This window comes from Streptomyces griseobrunneus, from assembly GCF_046713465.1.
In the GTDB taxonomy this organism is placed as follows: domain Bacteria; phylum Actinomycetota; class Actinomycetes; order Streptomycetales; family Streptomycetaceae; genus Streptomyces; species Streptomyces microflavus.
Genome location: NZ_CP177080.1, coordinates 839,320 through 863,442, shown reverse-complemented (window position 1 = coordinate 863,442; position 24,123 = coordinate 839,320). Strand labels below are relative to the sequence as shown.

14 protein-coding genes are annotated in these 24,123 nt (G+C 71.8%); 8 read left to right on the top strand and 6 right to left on the bottom strand.

The genetic code is table 11. From position 1 onward, the window contains the following. Positions 1–167: 167 nt before the first annotated feature. Both ACK8N7_RS04075 and ACK8N7_RS04070 read right to left on the bottom strand, forming a co-directional pair. Positions 168–683 (bottom strand): MarR family winged helix-turn-helix transcriptional regulator, encoded by a 516-nt coding sequence (locus tag ACK8N7_RS04075; protein ID WP_500440979.1) that lies wholly within the window; start codon positions 681–683, stop codon positions 168–170. A gap of 106 nt (positions 684–789) precedes the next feature. Continuing rightward, positions 790–1,368, bottom strand: coding sequence for a fasciclin domain-containing protein (locus ACK8N7_RS04070; RefSeq protein ID WP_403210673.1), 579 nt, complete (start codon positions 1,366–1,368; stop codon positions 790–792). Between the two features lie 555 nt (positions 1,369–1,923). Here ACK8N7_RS04070 and ACK8N7_RS04065 point away from each other — a divergent pair. Beyond that, positions 1,924–2,763 carry a DUF1206 domain-containing protein gene (locus ACK8N7_RS04065; RefSeq protein ID WP_403210675.1) on the top strand — a complete coding sequence of 280 codons (840 nt, stop codon included), beginning with the start codon at positions 1,924–1,926 and terminating at the stop codon, positions 2,761–2,763. Positions 2,764–2,772: 9 nt separating this feature from the next. Here ACK8N7_RS04065 and ACK8N7_RS04060 read toward each other — a convergent pair whose 3' ends face one another. Then, entirely contained in the window at positions 2,773–3,354 is a 582-nt protein-coding gene (locus ACK8N7_RS04060) for a DUF4383 domain-containing protein (RefSeq protein WP_500440977.1), read from the bottom strand. Positions 3,355–3,466: 112 nt separating this feature from the next. Then, on the bottom strand, positions 3,467–4,081 hold the full coding sequence (locus tag ACK8N7_RS04055; RefSeq protein WP_500440975.1) for an RNA polymerase sigma factor: 615 nt from the start codon (positions 4,079–4,081) through the stop codon (positions 3,467–3,469). A gap of 135 nt (positions 4,082–4,216) precedes the next feature. Between ACK8N7_RS04055 and ACK8N7_RS04050 the strand changes: the two genes are divergently transcribed. After that, a complete protein-coding gene (locus ACK8N7_RS04050; RefSeq protein WP_403210681.1) occupies positions 4,217–5,254 on the top strand; it encodes a MerR family transcriptional regulator in 1,038 nt (345 codons plus the stop codon). Here ACK8N7_RS04050 and ACK8N7_RS04045 read toward each other — a convergent pair. Continuing rightward, positions 5,241–6,233: a helix-turn-helix domain-containing protein gene (locus ACK8N7_RS04045; protein ID WP_500440973.1), complete on the bottom strand. Its 993-nt coding sequence runs from the start codon at positions 6,231–6,233 to the stop codon at positions 5,241–5,243. The two genes, ACK8N7_RS04050 and ACK8N7_RS04045, sit on opposite strands and share 14 nt — an antisense overlap. Positions 6,234–6,361: 128 nt before the next feature. Between ACK8N7_RS04045 and ACK8N7_RS04040 the strand changes: the two genes are divergently transcribed. Next, positions 6,362–7,408, top strand: a complete 1,047-nt coding sequence (locus tag ACK8N7_RS04040; RefSeq protein ID WP_403210685.1) for a saccharopine dehydrogenase family protein — start codon at positions 6,362–6,364, stop codon at positions 7,406–7,408. A gap of 39 nt (positions 7,409–7,447) precedes the next feature. Here the strand turns inward: ACK8N7_RS04040 and ACK8N7_RS04035 are convergent, their stop codons facing one another. Further along, the gene (locus tag ACK8N7_RS04035; protein WP_403210687.1) at positions 7,448–8,653 is read right to left on the bottom strand and encodes a cysteine desulfurase-like protein; all 1,206 of its coding nucleotides are present in this window, start codon (positions 8,651–8,653) and stop codon (positions 7,448–7,450) included. 608 nt (positions 8,654–9,261) lie between these two features. Here ACK8N7_RS04035 and ACK8N7_RS04030 point away from each other — a divergent pair. From ACK8N7_RS04030 to ACK8N7_RS04010, 5 genes are read left to right on the top strand one after another with little or no spacing between them, the layout of a single operon-like run. Further along, positions 9,262–10,203, top strand: coding sequence for a sterol desaturase family protein (locus ACK8N7_RS04030; RefSeq protein WP_500440970.1), 942 nt, complete (start codon positions 9,262–9,264; stop codon positions 10,201–10,203). 60 nt (positions 10,204–10,263) lie between these two features. Beyond that, complete coding sequence (locus ACK8N7_RS04025) at positions 10,264–19,650, top strand: non-ribosomal peptide synthetase/type I polyketide synthase (protein WP_500440968.1); 9,387 nt, start codon at positions 10,264–10,266, stop codon at positions 19,648–19,650. Then, a complete protein-coding gene (locus ACK8N7_RS04020) occupies positions 19,640–21,340 on the top strand; it encodes a phytoene desaturase family protein (RefSeq protein WP_500440966.1) in 1,701 nt (566 codons plus the stop codon). Before ACK8N7_RS04025 ends, ACK8N7_RS04020 begins: the two co-directional genes overlap by 11 nt. Then, the gene (locus tag ACK8N7_RS04015; protein ID WP_403210695.1) at positions 21,337–23,061 is read left to right on the top strand and encodes a phytoene desaturase family protein; all 1,725 of its coding nucleotides are present in this window, start codon (positions 21,337–21,339) and stop codon (positions 23,059–23,061) included. Before ACK8N7_RS04020 ends, ACK8N7_RS04015 begins: the two co-directional genes overlap by 4 nt. Then, the gene (locus ACK8N7_RS04010) at positions 23,058–24,113 is read left to right on the top strand and encodes an MDR family NADP-dependent oxidoreductase (RefSeq protein WP_403210697.1); all 1,056 of its coding nucleotides are present in this window, start codon (positions 23,058–23,060) and stop codon (positions 24,111–24,113) included. The genes ACK8N7_RS04015 and ACK8N7_RS04010 overlap by 4 nt, the downstream gene beginning before the upstream one ends. The last annotated feature ends 10 nt before the right edge of the window (positions 24,114–24,123 follow it).

Here is a 24,123-nt window from a genome sequence, read left to right as displayed (position 1 = left end):
GCTTCTCCCGGGGTGCGAGGAGTATCTCAATGATGAACAATCTCAATCGTTGAAATACATTAGCGGAGTGCTGGCACGGGGAGTCGACCGGGCTCCTTCGGGGGATGCCGGTCGGGGGGTGCTTCGGTGGGTCATCCGCCCATGGATGCACCCGGCGGCGGAAAATCTCAGCGCCGCGCCGGAGGGACCTCGGAGAGCTCCTCGTTCATGGCGGCGAGGAAGTGCAGGACGGTCGTGAGCTCCGCCTCGCTGAACCGGGCGCGCGCCCGGGCGGTGGCCTCGGCGAGCGGCATGAAGTAGTCACGGGCGGCCATCCGGGCGCTCGCCTCGTAGTGGATGTGCACCACCCGGCGGTCGGCGCTCTCCCGGGCCCGCCGGATGTGGCCGGCCCGCTCCAGCCGGTCGAGGCAGGCGGTCACCGCGCCCGAGGTGAGGCCCAGGTGCTCGCGCAGCCCGCCCGGGGTCAGGGGGGCGGGGGCGTCGAGGATGGCCGCCAGGGCGCTCACGTCCGTGGGGTGCAGCTGCTGGTGCGCCGCGAAGCCGTGGGTCATCCGGTTGATCTCGCCGTTCATCCGGCGGAGCTCGACCGCGAACGCCTGGAGGCTCGCGACGGATCCGGGTTCCGGGGCCGCCGCGGGTTCCGGGGCGCCGCTCCGTGTCGGTCGGCTGTCAGCGCTGGTCACGTCCTCAGCGTATAGAACCCTCGACCGTGGCCGGTGCCCGGACCTTCACTCGGTCCGGGCACCGGCCACGGGCATGGGCGCCGTCACGGCTACCGCCCTGCTCCCGTCACGACGTCGGCATGAGCACCGTGTCGACCAGGTTGACCGTGGCGTTGGCCGTCGGCACGTTGCCGCAGACGATCTTCGAGGAGTCGTTCACCGTGAAGTCCGAACCGGACCCCTTCACGGTGAGATCGCTGCCCTGCAGGGTCTTGTAGGTGCCGTCCTCAAGCTGCTTCGTCGTGAGCTTCTCGCCCACCACGTGGTACGTCAGCACCTTGGTGAGCTCCTCCTTGTCGTTGAGGAGCGCGTTGAGGTCCGCCTCGGGGATCTTCTCGAAGGCGTCGTTCGTCGGCGCGAACACCGTGATGTTCTCGGCGTTGTTGAGGGTGTCCACCAGGCCCGCCTTCTGCACCGCGCTGACCAGGGTGGAGAGTTCGGGGTTGTTGGAGGCGGCGGTGGCGACCGGGTCCTTCGCCATGCCCTCAAGGCTGCCCGCACCCTCCTTCGGGACGGAGGCGCAGGCCGGACCGAACGGTTCCGCTGGGGCCTCGGCCTGCGCCGACGGCGCGAAGAACGCCATGGAGGCGGGGAAGGCGAGCGCGGCAGCGGCAGCGGCGGTGCGCTGCAGTCGGGTGATGGTCATGATGTCTCCTCCGGCGGGTGGGGTGAGATATTCGCGCCGTACGGGCACGGGGCTCCGTCATTCCAGTAGCACACAGAAGGTGATCCGGGTCAAATTCGGGGCCCGCCGGTAAAAGTAATTCGGTGACAATTGCCTGAGGCTGGGAAAAGCCTCTCCGGGGGCGCCCGTACTGTCGATGGGTGCCTGTCGACCGGTGCCTGTCGGCCAGGTCCGCATGGGGTTGGGCCAGGTTTCGACGCAGAAACGACGCGAGAGGCACAGCGGGACGGCGTCCGGCACGATGGAGTTGTGGATGGCTCTGACCTCAGGGGCGGTATTCCGTAGGCCGTGGTCGGATGCGAGTGATCGATCGCCGCACTACCGACCGTACGGTAAAGGCACTGCGTATTTACGGAAAAGGCATGCGAGTCATATTTCCGGTCTGCCGTGCATTCCGCGAACAGCCCCGGGTCCCGTGGTCGGCCGTCCCGGGAAACCATGGTCACAACCCGGTCGTCGTCGGCAGGACCCGTTCCGGCAGGAGTTGATCCGCCGGACCGGGGCAATCGGCATGACATGAATACCCGTTCAGTAGCATCCCAGGGGCGCGGCCAGGCCAGGCGAGCCGCCAACAGCACCGCGATGGAGGTCGGAGCCCGTGCCGGGTTCGGGGCCCGAGGGCTGATCTACATCCTCGTGGGCGCCCTCGCCCTCCAGATCGCGTTCTCCGGTGGCGGCAAGCAGGCGGACCGGGGCGGCGCGATCGCCGAGATAGCCGAGAAGCCGTTCGGCATGGTCGTGTTGTGGCTGCTGGGCATCGCCCTGATCGGCATGGCCCTCTGGCGGCTGTCCGAGGCCTTCTTCGGCCAGGCCGGCCCGGACGGCGGCAAGCCCACCAAGCGGGCCATGGCCGCCGGACGCTTCGTCTTCTACGGTTTCGTCGCCTACTCCGTCCTGTCCTTCGCCGCAGGTGACTCGGGCAGCGGTGGCGGCTCGTCCGACCAGCAGTCGCAGGACGTCACCGCCAAGGCGCTGGGCTGGCCCGGAGGCCAGTGGATCGTCGGCATCGGGGGCGTCGCGATCGCCTGTGCCGGTCTGTGGATCGCGGTCCGGGCCATCATGCGGAAGTACCACAAGCACCTCAAGATGTCGGAGATGTCGCAGAAGGTGCGCCGCGCGGTCGACTTCACCGGAGTCTTCGGCGGCGCGTCGCGTGGTGCGGTCTTCGCCACCGCGGGCGGGTTCGCCGTCGCCGCGGCGGTCAAGCACAACCCCGATCAGTCCAAGGGGATGGACGACACCCTGCGCTCCTTCACCGAGACCCCCGTCGGTCCGTGGCTCCTGGTGGTCATAGCCCTCGGCCTGGTCGCCTTCGGTGTCTTCTCCTGGTTCAACGCCCGCTACCGCAAGGTCTGAGCGGCGGCGTCAGACCCCGGGCAGCCGGGGCCCGGTCTCCCGGGTGACCGGGCGCGCACCCGCGCCGCCGGTCAGCCGGGGAGGCCCCCCGGCCGCCGCTCCCCGGCGGGCCTGGTCCTCCTGGGCGGCCTGCTCCGGGTGGCGGCTGCGCCAGTACGGGTTGTCGTGCGGGAGCCCGCCGGTGACCCGTCCGTACATCCCGAAGGTCAGGATCAGCAGCCCCATCACGAAGCTGAAGATCACGTTGGACATACCGAAGTCCAGGATGTTCGCGCCCTTGTCCAGGATGAAGATGTGGACGAACCCGCTGAGGATGAAGAGCGAGCCGACCGCCATGTTCACCATGGATGCGACGTTTCCGCCGATCCCGGCCCCGGCGATCAGCACGAGACCGACGACGACGGAGATCAGGCTCAGGAGGCCGTTCGTCGACAGCCCGGCCACCTGTGTGCCGCTCGTGTCGAAGAAGCCCAGCTGGTTGGTGAAGCCGAGGATGCCGAAGACCAGCAGGATGGCTCCGCAGAGCCCCGCTCCGATCCGGTACACGGCCGCGAGCCGGTGGTCCACGGGGAGTTCGTCGCTCAGTTTCATTGCCGTCTCCTGTCGGTGGCTGATGCGAGAGCCCTCGCGGGCCCTGATATCCGCCCCCCCATTCCGTGCGCGGTCCGTACGCATTCCGTGCGGCCCTTCTTTCCCCGCCGCGTCACTCCACCGGGGCGGAGCTCTCCGTCACGGAGCGCCGGATGCGCAATATCGCGCGCCTGGCGTGACTCTTCACTGTGCCCAGCGGCAGGCCGGTCCGCTCGGCGATCTGGACGTGGGTGAGGTCGTCGAAGAACGCCAGACGGAGAATGTGCCGCTGGACAGGGGGCAGCTTGCGCAGCTCCTGCGTCACCAGCACGCGGTCCAGCGCGGCCTCCGGCCGTTCGGACGGACCGGGGACGCCGGACCCCTCGCGCGCCGCGTGGGCCGCAGCCAGCTCCGTACGCCGGGATCGGGCCGCGTGGGCGTCCGCGATCTTCCGGCGGGCGATGCCGATCAGCCAGCCCGGCAGCGGGCCCCGCACCGCGTGGTAGCCGTGGCGGCCCCGCCACGCGGCGAGGAACGTCTGCTGAGCCACGTCCTCGGCCTCCCGGGCGTCCCCCAGGGACCGGGCCGCCAGCGAGTACACCAGGGCGGCCCACCGGCGGTACACGAGGGCGAAGCTCTCCTCGTCGCCGCGCACGAACCCCGCCGCCAGCCGTTCCGACTCGGCCCGGTCCTCGGCCGGGGAAGTCACCGCGGCCACCGGGCCGACCGGGCTCGGGAGAGCCGTCATGTCCGTCCGTCCTCTCCGCTCCGCCACCGGTGGGCCCGTCGCCCCACTGATCTCCGGGCAACCTGTGACCTCCAGGCAACCGGGCGGCGCCGAGCCCGGCAACACGCATCGTTTCTGCATCGTATGGTGGCTGGTATGGACGACGCGGTCGGCACGCTCACCCGGGGAACAGCCGAGGGGGGCCTGACCACCGGGGCGGTGGCCCGGCTGCTGGGGGTGGCGCCGACGACCCTGCGCTCGTGGGACCGCCGTTACGGGATCGGCCCGGCCTCGCGCGAGGGCGGCCGGCACCGGCGGTGGACGTCGGCCGACATTGGGCTGTTGGAGTGCATGTGCGGCCTGACGAACGCGGGAATGCCCCCGGCCGAGGCCGCCCGCGCGGCTCTGGCCGCCGCTTCCCGGGACGCCCCTCCCCGGCTGCCGGACCGGCCGGACGCGCCGGCGAGCCACAGCCGGGCGCCGTCCTCGCGCACCCCCGGAGCGTCTTCCCTCACCCCCGGAGCTTCCTCCCACGCCCCCGGAGCGCTCCCGGTAGGCCGGGCGCGACGGGAGTGCCGCGGGCTGGTCAGGGCGGCCGTCCGGCTGGACGCGCAGGCCATGGACGAACTGCTGGACGCGGCGATCGACGGGTACGGGCTGCTCGCCGCCTGGGAGTCGGTCATCATGCCGACGCTGCACGCCGTCGGCCGTAAATGGGAGACCGTCGGCGAGCGGTACGTCGAGGTCGAGCACCTCCTGTCCTGGCACGTCTCCAGCGCGCTGCGCCGGGCCGCGGCGCAGCGCGCACCCACGGCCGGTTCCGGCGTCTCCCTCCTGGCCTGCACCCCGGGCGAGAGCCATACCCTGGCCCTGGAGGCGCTCGCCGCCGGACTGGCCCAACAAGGCCTGCCCGTCAGGATGTTCGGCGCCGCTCTGCCGGTGGAGGCGATGGAGGAGGCGGTCCGCCGCACCGGACCCGCCGCCGTCGTGCTCTGGGCCCAGTCCCGGTCCACCGCGAGCCGCGCGCTGGTGGCGCGGGTGGAGTCCATCGAGTGGGGCGTACGGGGCGCCCGCAGGCGGCCGGCCGTCCTGGTCGCCGGACCGGGCTGGGCCGGACAGTTGCCCTCCCGGGCCCTCCATCCGTCCGGCCTGGCCGAGGCGTTGGACGTGCTCACGGCCATCAGCCGGCGATGACCCCTCTCTTCCGGGGGAGTTCGCCGTCCGGGGCGGGGCGGCTCCGTGCGCGGAAGGTGCGGCGATAGGCGTCCGGCGGCACCCCCACGGTCCGGTGGAAGTGACGGCGCAGGGTGGTGGCGGTGCCCATGCCGGTGGCCGTCGCGATGGTGTCGACGGTGTCGTCGGTGGTCTCCAGCAACTCCTGCGCGTGGCGGATCCGTTGGGTGAGCAGCCATTGCAACGGGCTGGTGCCGGTGACCGACTTGAAGTGGCGGCCCAGATGGCGTGAGCTCATCCGCGCCTGCCGGGCGAGGTCCTCCACGGTGAGCGGCTGGTCCAGCCGCCCCATCACCCAGGGGAAGAGCGCGGCGAGCGGGTGGTTGTCCGGCGCGGGGACCGGAGTGGTGACGAACTGGGCCTGGCCGCCGTCCCGGTGGGGCGGCACGACCAGACGGCGGGCGAGGGCGTTGGCGACCGCCGAGCCGTGGTCGAGGCGGACGAGGTGCAGGCACAGGTCCATGGCGGCGGCCTTGCCCGCGGAGGTGAGGACACTGCCGTTGTCGACGTAGAGCACGTCCGGGTCGACCGTCACCCGGGGGTGGCGCTCGGCCAGCACCCCGGCGTGCGCCCAGTGCGTGGTGGCACGTCTGCCGTCCAGGAGACCGGCGGCGGCCAGCACGAAGGCGCCCGTGCAGAGGGAGGCCACGCGTGCGCCCGCCTCGTGGGCCGCGCGCACCGCGTCGACCAGCTCGGCGGATGGCGGCCGGTCGATGTCGACCCAGCCGGGGACGATCACCGTGTCGGCGCCGACGAGGCGGTCGAGCCCGTGGTCGGGCTCCAGCAGGAACCGGCCGGCCCGCACGGCGCCCGGCCCGCAGAGCGAGAGGCGGTACCAGGGGTCCGCCCCGCCGGGTGCGTCGGATCCGAAGACCTCGCACGCCAGGGCCAGCTCGAAGGGCAGCATGCCGTCGGTGACGGCCAGCGCGACAGTGGTCATGTCCGAAAGTGTACGGGGCATGGCGTTCCGGACCATCACGGTGGGCGGCCCGCCCTCGCCAGGATGTCGGTGACGGATCGCAGCAAGCCGGCGGACCGGCGGGCCATTCGCGTAACAGGGGAGAACTCATGGGATCGGGCCAGACGGTGGCGGTGTTCGGTGCGTACGGGCACACCGGGCGGTTCGTGGTGGCGGAGCTGAGGGAGCGCGGCCTCCTCCCGCTCCTCGTAGGCCGCGACGCCGACAAGCTGAAGGCGCTGGCGTACGGGACCGGGTCGGCCGCCCGTACGGCGTCGGCCGGCGACCCGGCCTCGCTCGACCGCGCACTGGCCGGCGCGGCAGCCGTCATCAACTGCGCCGGGCCCTTCGCCACGACGGCCGCCCCCGTGATCGAAGCGGCCCTGCGGGCGGGCATCCCCTATCTGGACGTGGCGGCCGAGATCGAGGCCAACCTCGACACCTTCGCGCACTTCGCCGGCCGCGCCCGGGACGCGGGAGCGGTGATCGTCCCGGCGATGGCCTTCTTCGGCGGCTTCGGCGATCTGCTGACCACCGCGGCGATGGGCGACTGGACGGCGGCCGACGAGGCGCACATCGCGTACGGACTGAGCAGCTGGCACCCCACCGCCGGGACGCGCACGGCGGGCGCGGTCTCCCGGGAGCGGCGGGGCGGCCGGCGCATCGTCCACACCGGCGGGCGGCTGGAGTACCGCGACGACGCCCCACCGGCCCTTCAGTGGCCCTTCCCCGACCCGATGGGCCTCCGGCCGGTCATCGGGGAGTTCACGATGGCCGACGTCGTGACCGTACCCAGCCATCTGTCCATCCCCGAGGTGCGCACCTATATGACGGCCGAGGCGGCCCGGGACCTCGCGGCCCCGGACACGCCGTCACCGGCAGCGGTCGACGGACGCGGCCGGTCCGGCCAGACGTTCCTCGTCGACGTCGTCGTCCGCTCGGGCGGAGCCGAACGGCGGGCCGTGGCCCGGGGCCAGGACATCTACGCCGTCACCGCGCCCCTCGTGGTGGAAGCGGTCGACCGCGTACTGACCGGACGGACCCGGGTGGCCGGAGTCGCCTCGGCGGGCGAGATCTTCGACGCGCCCGACTTCCTCCGCGCGCTGTCCCCGCACATCACCGTGGAACTGTCCGGCTCCCCGGCCGAGGGACGATAGACGACTCCATGAGCCGCCCCCCGTGGCCCGCCGTCCCCGTCAGCGCAGGAAGTCCGCCAGCCCCGTCAGCAGGCGCTCGACGTCGTCCGTGTCGTTGTAAGGGGACAGTCCCACGCGCAGGCCGCCGTCGTCGCCGAGGCCCAGGTGGCGGGAGGCTTCCAGGGCGTAGAAGGAGCCGGCCGGGGCGTGGACGCCGGAGCGGGCGAGGAAGCGGTACGCGTCCGAGGCGTCCCGGCCCTCGAAGGTGAGCAGCAGCGTGGGCGTCCGGTCGGCCGCCCGGGAGTGCACCGTCACCCCGCCCAGCTCGCCCAGCGCCTTCTCGGCGAGCTCCAGCAGGGCGCTCTCGTGGGCGCCGATCGCCGCGTAGGCGGACCGCAGCCGGTCCCGGCGCCCGGCCGCCGGGCCGCCGGTGCCCAGGTCCGCGATGAAGTCGACGGCGGCACGGGTCGCAGCCAGCGCCTCGTACGGGAGCGTGCCCAGCTCGAAGCGCTCCGGCACGGCGTCGCTGGACGGCACCAGCTTGTCCGGCCGCAGGGTCTCCAGCAGCTCGGGCCGGGCGGCGAGCACGCCGTGGTGGGGGCCGAAGAACTTGTACGGCGAGCAGACGAAGAAGTCGGCGCCGAGCCGCTCCACATCCACGAAGTCGTGCGCCGTCAGGTGCACCCCGTCGACGTGGAACAGCGCACCGGCCCCGTGGACCAGCTCCGCTATGGCGGCCACATCGGGCCGGGTGCCGATCAGGTTGGACGCCCCGGTCACCGCGACCAGCCGGGTCCGCTCGGTCAGCAGCGCGCCGACGGCCTCCGTGGGCAGCTCCCCGGTGGCCGGGTCGAACTCCGCCCACCGCACCACCGCACCGGCCCGCTCGGCCGCCTGCACCCAGGGGCGGATGTTGGCGTCGTGGTCCAGCCGGCTCACCACCACCTCGTCACCCGGCGCCCAACTCCGCGACAGGATGCGGGAGATGTCGTAAGTGAGCTGGGTCGAGCTGCGTCCGTGGACGATCCCGCCCGGGTCCGCGCCCAGCAGATCCGCCAGCGCCTGTCTGAAGTCGCCGACGATCGTCTCCGCATGGACCTCCCCGGGCAGAGTGGCGCCCCGGATCGACAGCGGCCGGCCCAGTGCCTCGGTGAAGGCCGCGATGACGGGCGCCGGGGTCTGCGTGCCGCCGGGCCCGTCGAAGTGCGCCGTACCGGCCCGGAGGGCGGGAAACTGCGCGCGCAGTGTGCTGACGTCGTACGTCAAGGGGACTCCCTCGCTCTGGGCGCCCGGGGCCGGGTGACGGTCGTGGCGCCGACAGTCTGTCGCCGCGGCTCCGCCCGGGGGCGGGTGCGCGGCTCGGCGCCGATCATCGCAGGGTGTTCGCACCGGTGAAAGGACGCCTCGCGCCGACCGGTACGCGGGCGCACCGCCCCGGCCGACCGTGCGCCGCCGCGCACGTACGCACAACACGGCGCAGCTGCATGCGCCCGTCACACGGCACAGGGATGATCCTATGAAGAAATTCCTCGCACAAATTAACTCGACCAGGTGCTGCGAACGATTTCCCGCATTCCACCGTCCCGGAAATCCTCTGCGTGTATGGCGTGCGGCGAACGCCCGCGAAGAGCCCCCCAATTCGGTGACGAGGTGGTGGTTAAAGCCGTGGGAATCGGAAATGAATCACCTGGGCCGATGGAGCTGGGGGGCATCGGTTCGCGCCACGGCCCGTTTCGCCGGAGCCGGGTGTCCGGAATCGATCGGTACATGAGCAGCTGCTCACGCCCCGGGGTGCCCATCAACCCCTCGGGCGCCCTTGACCTGTACCGATGTGATGTTCTCTCCTAGATCACATCTCCTGTGGAGGGTCACGGATGGACGAGTGCGAACGGTCCGCCGATGGCGAGATCGATTCGGTTGGCTATTCGGGCGGCGGGAAGAGCGCGGTCGGAATCTCCCCGGCTTCCGTTCTTCGGGCCACCGCCTATCCGCTGCTATTGCTGGCTGTCGTCCTTGTCGGCGCATCCGCATTGGTGTTGCGCTGGGATCCGGCCATCGTGAGTCCGCTTTTCCTCGTCTGGACCCTGGTGTATCTGGCCACTCTCGAACAGCTGATTCCCTATGACCGGACCTGGCACCCGGGAAAGGACGAGTGGCGCTGGTACGGCATCTACTTTCTGCTCACCATGGCCGGAAGTGGACTCGCGCAACTTCTGGTCACGGCCGCCGTGGGGTGGATCTCGTCCGACGGGCAGACCCATCACCTCTGGGCCGAGATTCCGGGCGCCCTCCTGGCCGGATCGCTCGTCAGCTACCTGGTGCACCGGCTGGGCCACACCAGCGCCCTCCTGTGGCGCCTGCACGGGGTGCACCACGTGCCGCAGAAGGTCAACGTCGCCAACAACGGTGTCAACCATGTGCTGGACATCGTCCTCGCCCAGACCCTCGTCCAACTGACCCTGGCCCTGGCCGGATTCTCCCGCTCGGCCGTGCTGTTGACGGGGCTCTTCGTCGTCGCCCAGGGCTACTTCGTCCACGCCAACATCGACGTCCGTATCGGCCGCTTCAACCATCTGCTGGCCAGTCCCGAACAGCACCGCCTGCACCACAGCACCGACCTGTCCGAAGCCGGCCACTACGGCTCCGACCTGTCGTGCTGGGACCACCTCTTCGGCAGCTTCACCTGGCGCCCCGGCCACGAACCCGCAGCCGTCGGCCTCCATGACCCGGCGTCCTTCCCCGGCACGGGAGAGATCCTCGCCGGCCTCCTGCACCCCTGGCGGCGACGGCCGGGGCCCGGACCGGGGACCGACTGACCGCGACGCACCCCGCCGCAGCCATCTCCCGCCACACCACGACGACTTGAGGAGTTCGACATGGCCGACGCGACCGACGCGACCACAGACGCGTTACGTCAGAAGGTGGCGATCATCGGCATGGGCTGCCGCCTTCCCGGCGGCGCCTCGGACCACCGGACCTTCTGGCGGAACCTGATGGCGGGCAAGGACTGCATCACGCCCACCCCGCCCGACCGTTACGACGTCACCACGCTCGGCAGCCGGTTCCGCGACAAGCCCGGGCGCCTAGTCGGCGGCCGCGGCGGTTATATCGACGGCTTCGACGAGTTCGACCCCGCGTTCTTCGGCATCAGCCCCCGCGAGGCCGACCACATGGACCCCCAGCAGCGGAAACTGCTGGAGGTGGCCTGGGAGGCGCTGGAGGACGGCGGCCAGCGCCCCGCCGACCTGGCCGGTGAGAACGTCGCCGTCTACGTCGGCGCGTTCACCCTGGACTACAAGATCCTCCAGTTCGCCGACCTGGGCTTCACCTCGCTGGCCGCGCACACCGCCACCGGCACCATGATGACGATGGTGTCGAACCGGATCTCGTACTGCTTCGACTTCCGCGGCCCCAGCCTCTCCATCGACACCGCGTGCAGCTCCTCCCTGGTCGCCGTCCACCTCGCCTGTCAGGCCCTGAGCAGGGGCGAAACCGATCTCGCGCTGGCCGGGGGCACCCTGCTGAACATGGCCCCGCAGTACACGATCGCCGAGACGAAGGGCGGCTTCCTGTCGCCCGGGGGCCACTCCCGTACGTTCGACGCCGCCGCCGACGGCTACGTACGGGCCGAAGGCGTCGGCCTGGTCGCGCTGAAGCGTCTGGAGGACGCCGTCCGCGACGGGGACCGGATCCATGCGGTGATCCTCGGCAGCGGGGTCAACCAGGACGGCCACACCAACGGCATCACCGTGCCCAACCCCGACGCCCAGGTCTCCCTCATCCGCCGGGTCTGCGCCGAGGCCGGCATCGCGCCCGGTGACCTCCAGTACATGGAGGCGCACGGCACCTCCACCCCCGTCGGCGACCCGATCGAGGCGGGGGCCCTGGCCCGCGCCCTGGCCGTCGGACGCAAGCCGGGGGCCCGCGCGTACGTCGGGTCCGTGAAGACCAACATCGGGCACACCGAGTCCGCCGCCGGGATCGCCGGGCTGATCAAGACCGTCCTCTGCCTCGAACACCGGTACATCCCGCCCCACATCAACCTGGAGCGCCTCAACCCCGCCATCGACCAGGCCTCGCTGCCGTACGAGATCCCCACCCGGCCGACCCCCTGGCCCGAACACGACGGCCCCGCCCGGGCGGGCGTGAACTCGTTCGGATTCGGCGGGACCAATGCCCACGTCGTCCTGGAGGAGGCCCCGGCGCCCGCCCAGGAGCCCGCCGCTCCCGAGGAACGGGCCTGGAGCATCCTGCCGCTCAGTGCCCGGCACCCGGACGCCCTCCCGGAGCTGGCGGCCGGCATCCGCGGCGAACTGGCCGGGGATAACGGCCCGGCGGTGGCCCTGCCCGACCTCGGCCACACCCTGGCCCACCGCCGTCAGCACCTCCCGCACCGGCTCTCGGTCGTCCACTCCTCGCGCGCCTCCCTCGACGAGGCACTCGCCGCCGTCCAGCGGGGCGAGAGCCACCCCCGCATCGTGCAGGACCGCGCGCGGGACGCCGAAGCGCGGCGCCTGGTCTGGGTCTTCACCGGCATGGGACCCCAGTGGTGGGGGATGGGGCGCCAACTCCTGCGCGACGAAACCGTATTCCGCGAGGCGGTCACCCGATGCGACCGCGCGCTGCGGGAGTTCGCCGACTGGTCCCTGATCGAGGAGCTGTCCGCCGACGAATCCGCCTCCCGCATGGGCGAGACCTGGCTCGCCCAGCCCGCCAACTTCGCCCTCCAGGTCGGTCTCGCGGCCCTGTGGCGGGCGCACGGCGTCACCCCGGACGCCGTCGTCGGACACAGCACCGGGGAGATCGCCGCCTTCTACGAGGCGGGCGTCTACTCCCTCCAGGACGCGGCGCGGATCGCGGTGCACCGCAGCCGCCTCCAGCAGACCCTGGCCGGGACGGGCACCATGCTCGCGGTGAGCCTGACGGAGGACGAGGCGGAGCGCCGGGTGCGCCCCTACCGGGACCGGGTCTCGATCGCCGCCGTCAACAGCCCCACCTCGATCACGCTCGCCGGCGAGGCTGACGCCCTGGCCCTGCTGGCCGAGGAGCTGCGGGCCGAGCAGCTGTTCGCCAAGCTACTCACCGTACGAGTTCCGTACCACAGCGTCGGCATGGAGCGGATCAAGGACGACCTGCTCACGGCACTGGCCCCGCTGGCGCCCCGCCCCGCCCGGCTCCCGCTCTACCTCACGGGCTCCGAAGGCGTGGCCCAGGGAAGTGAGCTGGACGCCGACTACTGGTGGAAGAACGTACGAGAGCGGGTACGGTTCCGGGCCGCCGTCGACCGCCTCGCCGGCGACGGCCATCACGTCTTCCTGGAGATCGGCCCCCACCCCGTCCTCGGCCACGCCGTCCGCGAATGCCTGGAGGCCACGGGGGCGGCCGGATCGACGCTGCCCTCGATCCGCCGCCAGGAGGACGAGAGCGAGCGGTTCGCGCTCTCCCTCGCCTCGCTCCACAACCTGGGCGCCGACATCGACTGGGACGTCCTCCAGCCCTCCGGCCGGCCGGTCACCCTGCCCCGCCACCCCTTCCGGCGCGACCGGCACTGGACGGAGCCCCCGGCGGTCGCGCAGGTCCGTCTGGGCCACATCGACCACCCGCTCCTCGGCCGCCGCACCGACCGCACGGAACCGGTCTGGCAGGCCCGGCTGGACACCGAGTCCCTGCCCTACCTCGCCGACCACCGCATCCAGGACACCGTGGTGTTCCCCGCCGCGGGCTACATCGAGATGGCGACCCAGGCCGCCCTCCGGCTCACCGGCGCCACCACCGCCGTCCTCGCCGACATCGACCTGCGCAAGGCGCTCTTCCTGCCCGACGGCGAGGACCGGAACGTGGAGGTGGCGCTCTCCTCGGAGGACGCGTCCTTCACCGTCGCCTCCGCCGCGACGGGCGACGACGGGGAGCGGACCGTACACGCGAGCGGGGTCGTCCGCGCCGGACAGCGCCGCAGGGCGAAAGCCCCTCTCGACGCCGCCGCGATCCGCGCCCGTACCGTCCGCAGGCTCGACGGCCCCGACTGCTACACCGCGCTGGCCGGCCTCGGATACCACTACGGCCCCGCCTTCCGCGCCATCGAGGAGGTGTGGATCGGCGCCGGGGAGGTCCTCGCCCGGATCCGCCCACCCGAGGCGATCGGAGCCGACGCCGCAGGCCACCACCTCCACCCGGTTCTGCTCGACGCCTGCTTCCAGGCGCTGCTGACCCCGCAGCTCCTCCGGGACCCGGCACCGGAGGCCGGGATCAGGCTGCCGCTCTCGCTGGAGGAGGTCGCCCTCGAACCCATCGGTGACCAGCCGCTCTGGGTGCACGCGACCGTGCGCCCCGCGGACGCGGACACCACGCTCGGCGACATCGCCCTGTACGCCGACGACGGTGCCCCGCTGGGCCGGATCCAGGGATTCCGCGCCGCCGACGTGGAGAAGGCGGCGACCGCCGTCGCCCGGACCACGATCGACTCCTGGCTCGCGGAGACGGTCTGGACGGAGTGCCCCGAGCCGGGGGAGGAGGACCCGCTCGCGCCGGCCGCCATAACGGCCCGGGACCACGGCTGGCTGGTCCTCGCCGACACCCAGGGCGTCGCCGACGCCTTCGCGACACTCGCCGCCGCCCGGGGCGAACGCTGCCACCTGGTGCGCCGGGGCGAGGCGTACGCCGGGGCGGGACCGGACGGCTCGTTCACCGTGGAGCCGGGGTCCACCGCCGACCTGGAGCACATCTTCGCCGACCTGGACCGGGGCGGCGAGCCGTTCCGCGGGGCCGTCCTGCACCTGTGGAACCTCGACCGGCCCTCCCTCGCCGCCTGCGACCCGCAGGCCGTCCGCGACCATACGTGCCCCGGCTCGTACTCCCTGATCGCGCTGGCCCGGACCCTGCTCGCCCGGGGCTCCACCGGCCGGCTGCACATCGTCACCCGGGGCGCCCAGCCCGTCCTGCCCGACGAGCCCGTCGAACCCCTCGGAGCCCCCGCCTGGGGCGTCGGCCGCGTCCTGCGCCACCAGGAACTCATCGACCACCCAGGCAAGTTGATCGACCTCGACCCCGAGCGCCGGCCGGGCCCCGCAGGGGCCGTCGCCGAGGCGGAGGAGCTCCTGCGCGAGGCGCTGACCGACGACGAGGAGGAGATCGCCCTGCGGGCGGGTGTGCGCCGCACCAGCCGCCTCCGCCCGGCCGGGGGCCTGACCCGGCCCCTGCCGCTGCGGCTGCGCGCCGACGGGAGCTACCTGGTGACCGGCGCCTTCGGCGCACTCGGCCGGCTGCTCTGCCGCACGCTCGCCCGGCGCGGGGCCCGCAGGCTCATCCTGGTGGGGCGCACGCCGGTGCCCGCCCGCGAGAAGTGGGGCTCCACCGACCCCGCCACCGCCGAGGGCCGCGCGGTCGGCCTGCTCCGCGAGCTGGAGAGCCTCGGCGCCCAGGCCGTCCTGGCCCCGCTCGACATCACCGACGAGGACGCCCTGACCGGCTGGCTGGACGCCTACCGGCGTGCCGGCTCCCCGCCCGTACGCGGGGTGTTCCACCTCGCCGGACAGGTCCGCGACACCCTGGTCACCGAACTGGACCGGCCCGCCTTCGACGCCGTCCACGACCCCAAGACCGTCGGCGCCCACCTCCTCCACCGGCACCTGCGGGACGAACCCCTCGACCACTTCGTCCTCTTCGCCTCCATCGCCTCCCTGCTCACCACGGCCGGACAGACCAACTACGCGGCGGGCAACGCCTTCCTGGACGCCCTCGCCCACCACCGCCGGGCCCAGGGCCTGCCCGCGCTCAGCCTGGACTGGGGCCCCTGGGCCACCGGGATGATCGAGGAACTCGGCCTGGTCGACCACTACCTGCACAGCCGCGGCATGAGCTCCCTGGCCCCCGACGCCGGCATGGCCGTCCTGGAACGCGTCATCGGCCAGGAGCACGCCCAACTGGTCGTCGCCACCGTCGTGAACTGGCCCACCTTCCTGGCCTGGTACCCGTCCCCGCCCCCGCTCGTCACCGCCCTGGCCGCGGCGGCCGCCCCGCCCCCGGCCGCCGCACAGGGCAACGGCTTCCTCGACACCTTCCGCGCCGCCGACGAGGAGACCCGCCGCTCCCTGGTCGGGACACGCTTCGCCGCACTCTCCGCCGCCGTCCTGCGCACCGGCACCGACCGCATCGACCCCGCCGAAGGCCTCGGCCGGCTGGGACTCGACTCCCTGCTGGCGATGGAGCTGCGCGCCCGCATCCACGCCGAGCTAGGCGTCGCCCTGCCCGTGGTCGCCCTGCTCAGCGGGACCCCGGCCGGAGAGCTGGCCGCACAGCTCCACGACGGCCTGGCGGAACTGGCCTCGGCCGAGGACCCCGGCGGTACGGCACGGGCCGTCGCACTCCACGACGACGCGTCGCGCTATCCACTGACGCAGAACCAGAAGGCTCTCTGGTTCCTCAAGCACCTCAACCCCGACGGGTACGCCTACAACATCGGCGGAGCCGTCGAAGTGAACGTCGCACTCGAACCGGACCTGATGTTCGAGGCCGTCCGCCGCCTCATCGCCCGCCACCCGGCCCTGCGCACCAACTTCCTGCTTGAGGACGGACAGGCCGTACAGCGGGTCTCCGAGGACGCCGAGCCCGACCTCGCCCTCTTCGACGTCCAGGGCGAGGACTGGGACACCATCCACGCCACCATCGTCGCGGAGTACCGCAAGCCCTACCACCTCGCCCACGACCCCCTGGTCCGCTTCCGCCTCTTCAAGCGCGGGCACGACCGCTGGGTCATCATGAAGGCCGTCCACCACATCGTCTCGGACGCCGTCTCCACGTTCACCTTCATCGAGGAACTCTTCCAGGTCTACGAGGCCCTGCGCCAGGGACAGGCTCCCCAACTGCCCCCGGTACAGGCCCGCTACCTCGACTTCCTCAATCAGCAGAACGCATTCCTCGCCGGACGCGAGGCCGCCGGAATGCTCGACTACTGGCGCTCCCACCTCCCCGCCGAGGTCCCCCTCCTGGACCTCCCCGTCGACAAACCCCGCCCGGCCGTCCAGACCCACAACGGGGCCTCCGAGTTCTTCGTGCTCGACGCCGAACTCAGCGCCCGTGTCCACGCCCTGGCCCGCGCCCACGACGTCACACCGTTCATGGTGCTGCTCAGCGCCTACTACCTGCTGCTCCACCGCTACTCCGGGCAGGACCACATCGTCGTCGGCTCCCCGGTCACCGGCCGGACCCGGCAGGACTTCGCCTTCGTCTACGGCTACTTCGTCAACCCGCTCCCGCTCCACGCCGACCTCACCGGCGACCCCACGGTCGCCGCACTCCTGGAACAGGTCCGCCGGACCGTCCTGGGCGGCCTGGACAACCAGGAGTACCCGTTCGTCCTCCTCGTCGACGAGCTGGGCCTCCAGCACGACCCCAGCCGCTCGGCCGTCTTCCAGGCGATGTTCATCCTCCTCACCCACAAGGTCGCCACCGAGCAGTACGGCTACCGGCTGGAGTACATCGAACTGCCGGAGGAGGAAGGCCAGTTCGACATCACCCTCTCCGCGTACGAGGACGATTCGGAGCACCGCTTCCACTGCGTCTTCAAATACAACACCGACCTCTTCCTCCCGCAGACCATGCGGCGCATGGCCGCCCACTACACCCGCCTGCTCGACCGGATGACCCGGGCGCCCGGCGAACAACCCGCCTCCCGGCTGGAGATGCTCGACGACCGGGAACGGGAACAACTGGTGGGGGAGTGGAGCCGCCCCGCCCTGCCCCCGGCCACCGCGGATTCGCCGTTCACAGCGGTCCACGAGCTGATCCGCGAGGTCGCCGCCACCCACCCCACCTCCGTCGCGGTCACCATGCCGCTCCCGGGCGGCGGCGCACGCCGGCTGACCTACGGGGAGCTGGAACGGCGGGCCGCCGAGGGGGCCGCCCGGCTGCGCACCCTGGGCGTCACGGCCGGCTCGGTGGTCGTCGTCTGCCTGGACAAGTCGCCGGAGCTGATCGTCACCCTCCTCGCCGTGCTCAAGGCCGGCGGCGCCTACCTGCCGCTGAGGCCCGACCAGCCCGCCGACCGCATCGCGCACCTCGTCCGGGCGACCGGGGCGGACCTCGTCATCGTCTCCGGCGAGCCCGCCCGCGAGGGCACCGCGGCGCTGCCGGTCATCACCCTCACCCTCGACGCCCTGCACGCGACCGAGCCGCACCCGGACGGCCCCCGGCAGGACACCGCCCCGGACTCACCCGCGTACGTCATCACCACCTCCGGCTCCACCGGCCGCCCCAAGGCCGTCCGCGTCAGCCACCGCAACCTCGCCTCCGCGTACGGTGCCTGGCGCCAGGAGTACCGGCTGGAGTCGGACGTCCGGGTGCACCTCCAGATGGCCGAGCCGTCGTTCGACGTGTTCACCGGCGACCTGGTCCGCGCGCTCTGCTCGGGCGGCAACCTCGTCCTGGCCGACCGCGACCTGCTCTTCGACACCGCGCGCCTCTACCGGACGATGCGTCAGGAGCGCGTGGACTGCGCCGAGTTCGTCCCCGCGGTGGTGCGGGGCCTGATGGACCACTGCGCGCGGGAGGGAATGCGGCTGGACTTCCTGCGGCTGCTGGTGGTCGGCTCGGACGCCTGGAAGGTGGGGGAGTACCAGCGGCTAGGCGAGCTGTGCGGTCCGGCGACACGGCTCGTCAACTCCTACGGCCTCACCGAGGCGACCATCGACAGCGCCTTCTTCGAGGGGCCCGTCGACGACCTGGAACCGGGCCTCATGGTCCCGATCGGCCGGCCGCTGCCCAACAGCGCCCTCCACGTCCTGGACGCCCACGGCGAACCCGTCCCGCCCGGGGTCCCCGGCGAACTCTGGATCGGCGGCGACGGCGTCGCGCTCGGCTATGCCGGGGACCCCGGGCAGACGGCGGACCGCTTCGTCACCCGTACGCTCAGCAAACGGCCGGGCGCCCGCCCCGAACGGCTCTACCGGACCGGGGACATCGCCCGCTGGGACGCCCACGGCCGCGTCCACCTGCTCGGCCGCACGGACGGCCAGGTCAAACTGCGCGGCCACCGCATCGAGATCGGCGAGATCGAGGCCCACCTCGCCCAGTGGCCCCCGCTCGCCCGCGCCGTCGTGACCGTCACCACGGACACCGGGGGAGAGGCCGCGCTCTGCGCCTACTGCGTACCGGCACCGGGCGCCGCGCTCGACCGGCGGGCCCTGCGCCGCCACCTGGCCGGCTCGCTGCCCTCGTACATGATCCCGTCCTACTTCGTCGAGCTGCCCGCCCTGCCGCTCACCGCCAACGGCAAGGTCGACACCGCCGCGCTGGCCGCACCCCGGGCCGAGACCGGGGAGCGGCCCCACGAGGAGCCGGTGACGCTCTACGAGATCGGCGTGGCCCGGCACTGGAAGACCCTGCTCGGCCTCGAACAGGTGGGCCTGGAGGACGACTTCTTCGAGGTCGGCGGCTCCTCCATCAAGCTCATCGAGCTCCTCCACCACCTGCGCACCGAGTTCGGCGTCAGCGTCCCCGTCAGCCGCCTCTACCAGGTCACCACCCTCCACGGCATGGCCGCCACCGTGCAGGAGGTCCTGCACAGCACCAGCACCGACGAACTCCCCTATCTGACCTTCAACTCCGGGCAGGCCCCGCACCTCTTCTGCTTCCCGCCCGCCGGCGGCCACGGACTCGTCTACCGGGGTCTCGCCGCCCAGCTCCCGGAGTACGCCGTCATCGGCTTCAACTACCTGCCGGGAGACGACAAGGTGGCCCGGTACGCCGACCTGATCGAGGCCGCCCGGCCCGAGGGGGCGTGCCTGCTCCTCGGCTACTCCCTCGGCGGCAACCTCGCCTTCGAGACGGCCAAGGAGCTGGAGCGGCGCGGACGCCGGGTGGGCCACGTCGTCATCCTCGACTCCCGCCGCGTCATGGAGCGTTACGAGCCCGGCGACGAGGGGATCCGCGTCTTCGAGGCCGAACTCGCGGAGCACCTGCGCAAACACACCGGGTCGGACGCCGTCGCCCGCGAAACCCTCGCCCACGCCGCGGAGTACCTCACCTTCTGCGGCCGCACCCCCAACACCGGAACGGTCGCCGCACCGGTCAGCGTGATCACCGACGAGGAGAAGACCGCCCTGTACGCGGCCGGAGAACACGGCACCTGGCACGGCAGCTCCACCGGGACCACCGTCGTGCTGCGCGGCTCCGGCCTCCACGCCGACATGCTCGACCCCAAGCACCTCGCCCGCAACGCCGCCCTGGTGCGCACCGTACTGACGGGAGACGCGGCCCATGGTGGATGACACCCGCACCACCCCGGACACGGCCGACGACTGGAGCAGCCGCGAGCGCACCCCTGGCACCCCGCCCCGCGTCATCGTCATCGGCGCGGGCGTGGCCGGCCTGTCCACCGGCTGCTACGCCCAGATGAGCGGAGCCAGGACCCGGATCTTCGAGAAGCACGTACTGCCCGGCGGCTGCTGCACCGCCTGGTCCCGCGACGGCTACCTCTTCGACTACTGCATCGAGTGGCTGATCGGCACCGCGCCCGGCAACGACGCCCACCAGGTGTGGCGGGAGCTGGGCGCACTCGACGGCAAGACGGTCACCAACTTCGAGCTGTTCAACAAGGTCGAGGACGAGAGCGGCCGCTCGGTCACCTTCTACAACGACCCGGACCGGCTCGAAGCCCACCTGCTGGCGGTCTCACCCGTCGACGCACCCCTGATCCGGGCCTTCACCCGCGACCTGAAGCGGTTCATCGCCATCGACCTGTACCCGTTCCTGACGGCACCCGCCCTGCGGACCGTACGGGAGCGGGCGGCGACCCTGCGCACGGTGCTGCCGGCCTTCCGGCTGTTCTGGCGGACGGCCGCCACCCCGATGCACGTCTTCGCCGACAAGTTCCAGGACCCGCTGCTGCGACGGGCCTTCCGCAACATCTTCTTCCAGGACCCGGAGGGCTTCCCGCTCCTGCCGTACCTGTTCAACATGGCGGCGGCGTACCACCTCAACGCCGGTTTCCCGCAAGGCGGTTCGCTGGGACTCTCCCGATCCGTCGAGGAGCGCTACCTGGGCCTGGGCGGCAGCGTCACCTACCGGGCCCGTACGGAGAAGGTCCTCGTCGAGAGCGACCGCGCGATCGGCATCGAACTCCGCAACGGCAAGCGGTACTTCGCCGAGCATGTCGTCTCAGCCTGCGACGGCCACACCACCGTGTACGGGCTGCTCGGCGGCCGGTACACCGGACCCCGGATCGACAAGCTCTACACCGACCTCCTCCAACGCCCCGGCACCCTCTTCCCCGCCGTCGTCTCCGCCTTCGTCGGGCTGCGCGGCGACTTCGACCCCGGCGAGGCCCACAGCACCACCCACCTCCTGTCCGACGAGGACGGGAAGAGCCTCCCCGGCGCCCTGCAGAACAGCCTGGTCGTCCAGGCCCGCTCCCGCTACTCCGACGGCTTCGCACCCCCGGGCCGCTCCGTCCTGCACTGCACCTACTTCAGCGACTACGTCTACTGGGAGGAGCTGCGCACCAGCGACCGCAAGGAGTACCGCCGACGCAAGCAGGAGGTGGCCGGCTTCGTCCGCACGTTCCTGGAGCGCCGCTCCCCTGGCATCGGCGACCGCATCGACCTCGTCGACGTCGCCTCGCCCGCCACCACCCACCGGTACACCGGCAACCACAACGGCTCCATCCTCGCCTGGAAGGCCTTCTCCGACGCCGACGACGTCGCCGCCCGGCTGGTCGGGCGGGACCGGATGCGGCTCCCCGGGCTGAGCGGCTTCTCCATGGCAGGCCAGTGGGTCGGCATGGGCGGCCTGATCCGCGCGGCCTCCACCGGCCGCTTCGCCACCCAGTACCTCTGCCGCGAACTGGGCCTGGAATTCCGGGCGTGGGAGAGCGAAGCCACCGAGCCCTGGCACACCGGGAAGCTGGGCCACCTGCCCCAGCTCGACCGGTGGTCAGCACGGGAGGACACCAGTTCATGACCGACAGGACAAGCCGTGACCCCCGCAGCCCCAGGGAATCGATGATCATCATCGGAGCCGGCCTGGGAGGCCTCTCCACCGGCTGCTACGCCCGGATGAACGGCTACCGCACCCACATCCTGGAAATGCACGAACTCCCCGGCGGCTGCTGCACCGCCTGGGAGCGCGGCGGATTCACCCTGGACGCCTGCGTCAGCTGGCTCCTCGGCAGCGGGCCCGGCAACGAGATGCACCAGATCTGGCTGGAGCTGGGCGCCTTGCAGGGCAAGGAGATCCGCCACTTCGACGTGTTCAACGTCGTGCGCGGACAGGACGGCCGGGCCGTCCACTTCTACTCCGACCCGGACCGGCTGGAGGCCCACCTCATCGGGATCTCGCCCGCCGACGCCCGTACCGTACGCAAGTTCTGCGCTCAACTGCGCAGCTTCCGCAAGGCGCTTGCGGTCTACCCGTTCCTCAAGCCCGTCGGGCTGATGGGCCGGGTGGAGCGCTGGCGGATGCTCGCCTCGTTCCTGCCGTACTTCAACGCCGTCCGCACCACGATCACCGTCCTGATGACCGAGTACTCGGCGAAGTTCAAGGACCCGCTCCTGCGGGAGGCGTTCAACTTCATCCTGTACGAGAAGCACCCGAACTTCCCCGTCCTGCCCTTCCACTTCCAGCTCGCCTCGCACGCCAACCTCTCCGCGGGTGTCCCCGAAGGCGGCTCCCTCGGCCTCGCCCGGTCGATCGAGGCCCGCTACCGGCGGCTCGGCGGGGAGATCTCGTACAACACGAAGGTCGAGACGGTGATCGTCGAGGACGACCGCGCGGTGGGCGTCCGGCTCAGCGACGGCAGCGAACTGCGCGCCGACATCGTGGTGTCGGCCTGCGACGGCTACACCACCACCATGAAATTCCTGGAGGGGAAATACCTGGGCGAGGAGTACCGCAAGCTCTACACGCGGACCATCCACGAACCGGGCATGGTCTTCCCCGGCTACTTCACCCTCTTCCTCGGCCTCTCCCGCCCCTTCCCCGAAGGGGACCCCTGCACGACGTACCTGCTCGACGAGGCCACGGCGGCCGAGCTCACCGGCATCCGCCACGCCAGCATCAACGTCCAGTTCCGCAGCCGCCATTTCCCCGAACTCTCCCCGGACGGCACCACCGTCGTATACGCCACGTACTTCTGCGACATCGCCCCCTGGCGGGCCCTGGACGAAGGCCCCGAACAGGTCACCCGTACCCGCGGCGGCCAGGAGCTGCACACCCTGCCCGTACGCCACGGCCGCGGCTACTACGCGGCCAAACGGCGAGCACGCGAGACGCTCGTGGACTTCCTGGAACAGCGTTTCCCCGGCATCCGCGACGCCATCGTCGTACGCGATGTCTCCAGCCCGCTCACCCAGGTCCGCTACACCGGCAACTACGACGGCACGGTGCTGGGCTGGCAGCCCTTCGTGGAGAGCGGCGAGAGGCTCGAAGAGCTCGTCAAGAAGCACGGCCCGGGGCTGCCGGGCCTGGCGGACTTCTACCAGTCCGGCGTCTGGGCCACCACCGGCGGGCTGATCCGGGCCGCCGCCGCCGGACGCCACGTCATGCAGTTCATCTGCCGCGACGACGGCAGACCCTTCACGGCGTCGGTCGACCGCACCGCGCCCCCGCCGACCCACCGCGTCATCCCCGTACCGGCCGGCCGCGGGACCACCGCTGCAACGACGACAGGGAACAGCACATGAAGATCGAGAAATGGGTGGTCCGCGAGCACGTCGAGGGCGTGCCCGATGTGGACCGCGTCTACGAGAAGGTCGTCGAGAACGTCGACGTGACCCTGGCCCCCGACGAAATGCTCCTGCGCACGCTGTACGTCTCCGTCGACCCCTACCTCCAGGGCATCGCCCTCGACACCCCGATCGGGACCCACATGGGCGCCGACTCGATCATGGAAGTGGTCGAGGCCGGGCCACGCGCCGCCCACCGCGTCGGCGACCTCGTGCAGGGCTTCGGCGGCTGGCGTTCCCACGTCGTCTCCACCGGGGAGGCCGAGCTCTGGCAGACCGGCACGTTCCCCATGGTCTTTCCGGCCTACCGCAGGCTCGACCCCGGGTGGTACGACGACGCCCTGCCGCTGCCGACCGCGCTGAGCGTGATGGGCGGGCCCGGGATGACGGCCTGGGGCACCCTCGCCAAGTACATGACCATCAGCCCCGGGGACACCCTCGTCATCAGCGGGGCCTCCGGAGCGGTCGGCGCGCTCGTCGGCCAGCTCGCCGCTCTGGCGGGTGCCCGGGTGATCGGGACCACCTCGTCCCCGCAGAAGGCGGAGTACCTCATCGGCCTCGGCTTCGACACGGTCATCGTCTACCGGCACACCGACAGCGCCGGCACCGTCCGCGAGGCCCTGACCCGGGCGGCCCCCGACGGGATCGACCGCTACTTCGACAACCTCGGCGGCACCGTCACCGACGTGGTGTTCTCCATGCTCAACGTCGGCAGCCAGGTGGCGGTGTGCTGGCAGTGGGCGACCCAGGTCGGCAACGAGGGCAGCGGCCCGCGCCTCCTGCCCTACCTGATGTTCCCGCGCGCGACGGTCCGCGGGATCTTCTCGCTGGAGTGGTTCACCGAGCAGAACTGGAAGGACCTCCACGCCGAACTGGGCGGCCTGGTCCGGCGCGGCGAGGTCGTCTGCGACCACACCCTCCACCACGGCTTCGACACCATCCCCGCCGCCTACGGAAGCCTCTACCGCGACCGGGCGGAGAGCCGGGGCAAGGTGCTGGTCGAGCTCTGAGGTCTGCCCC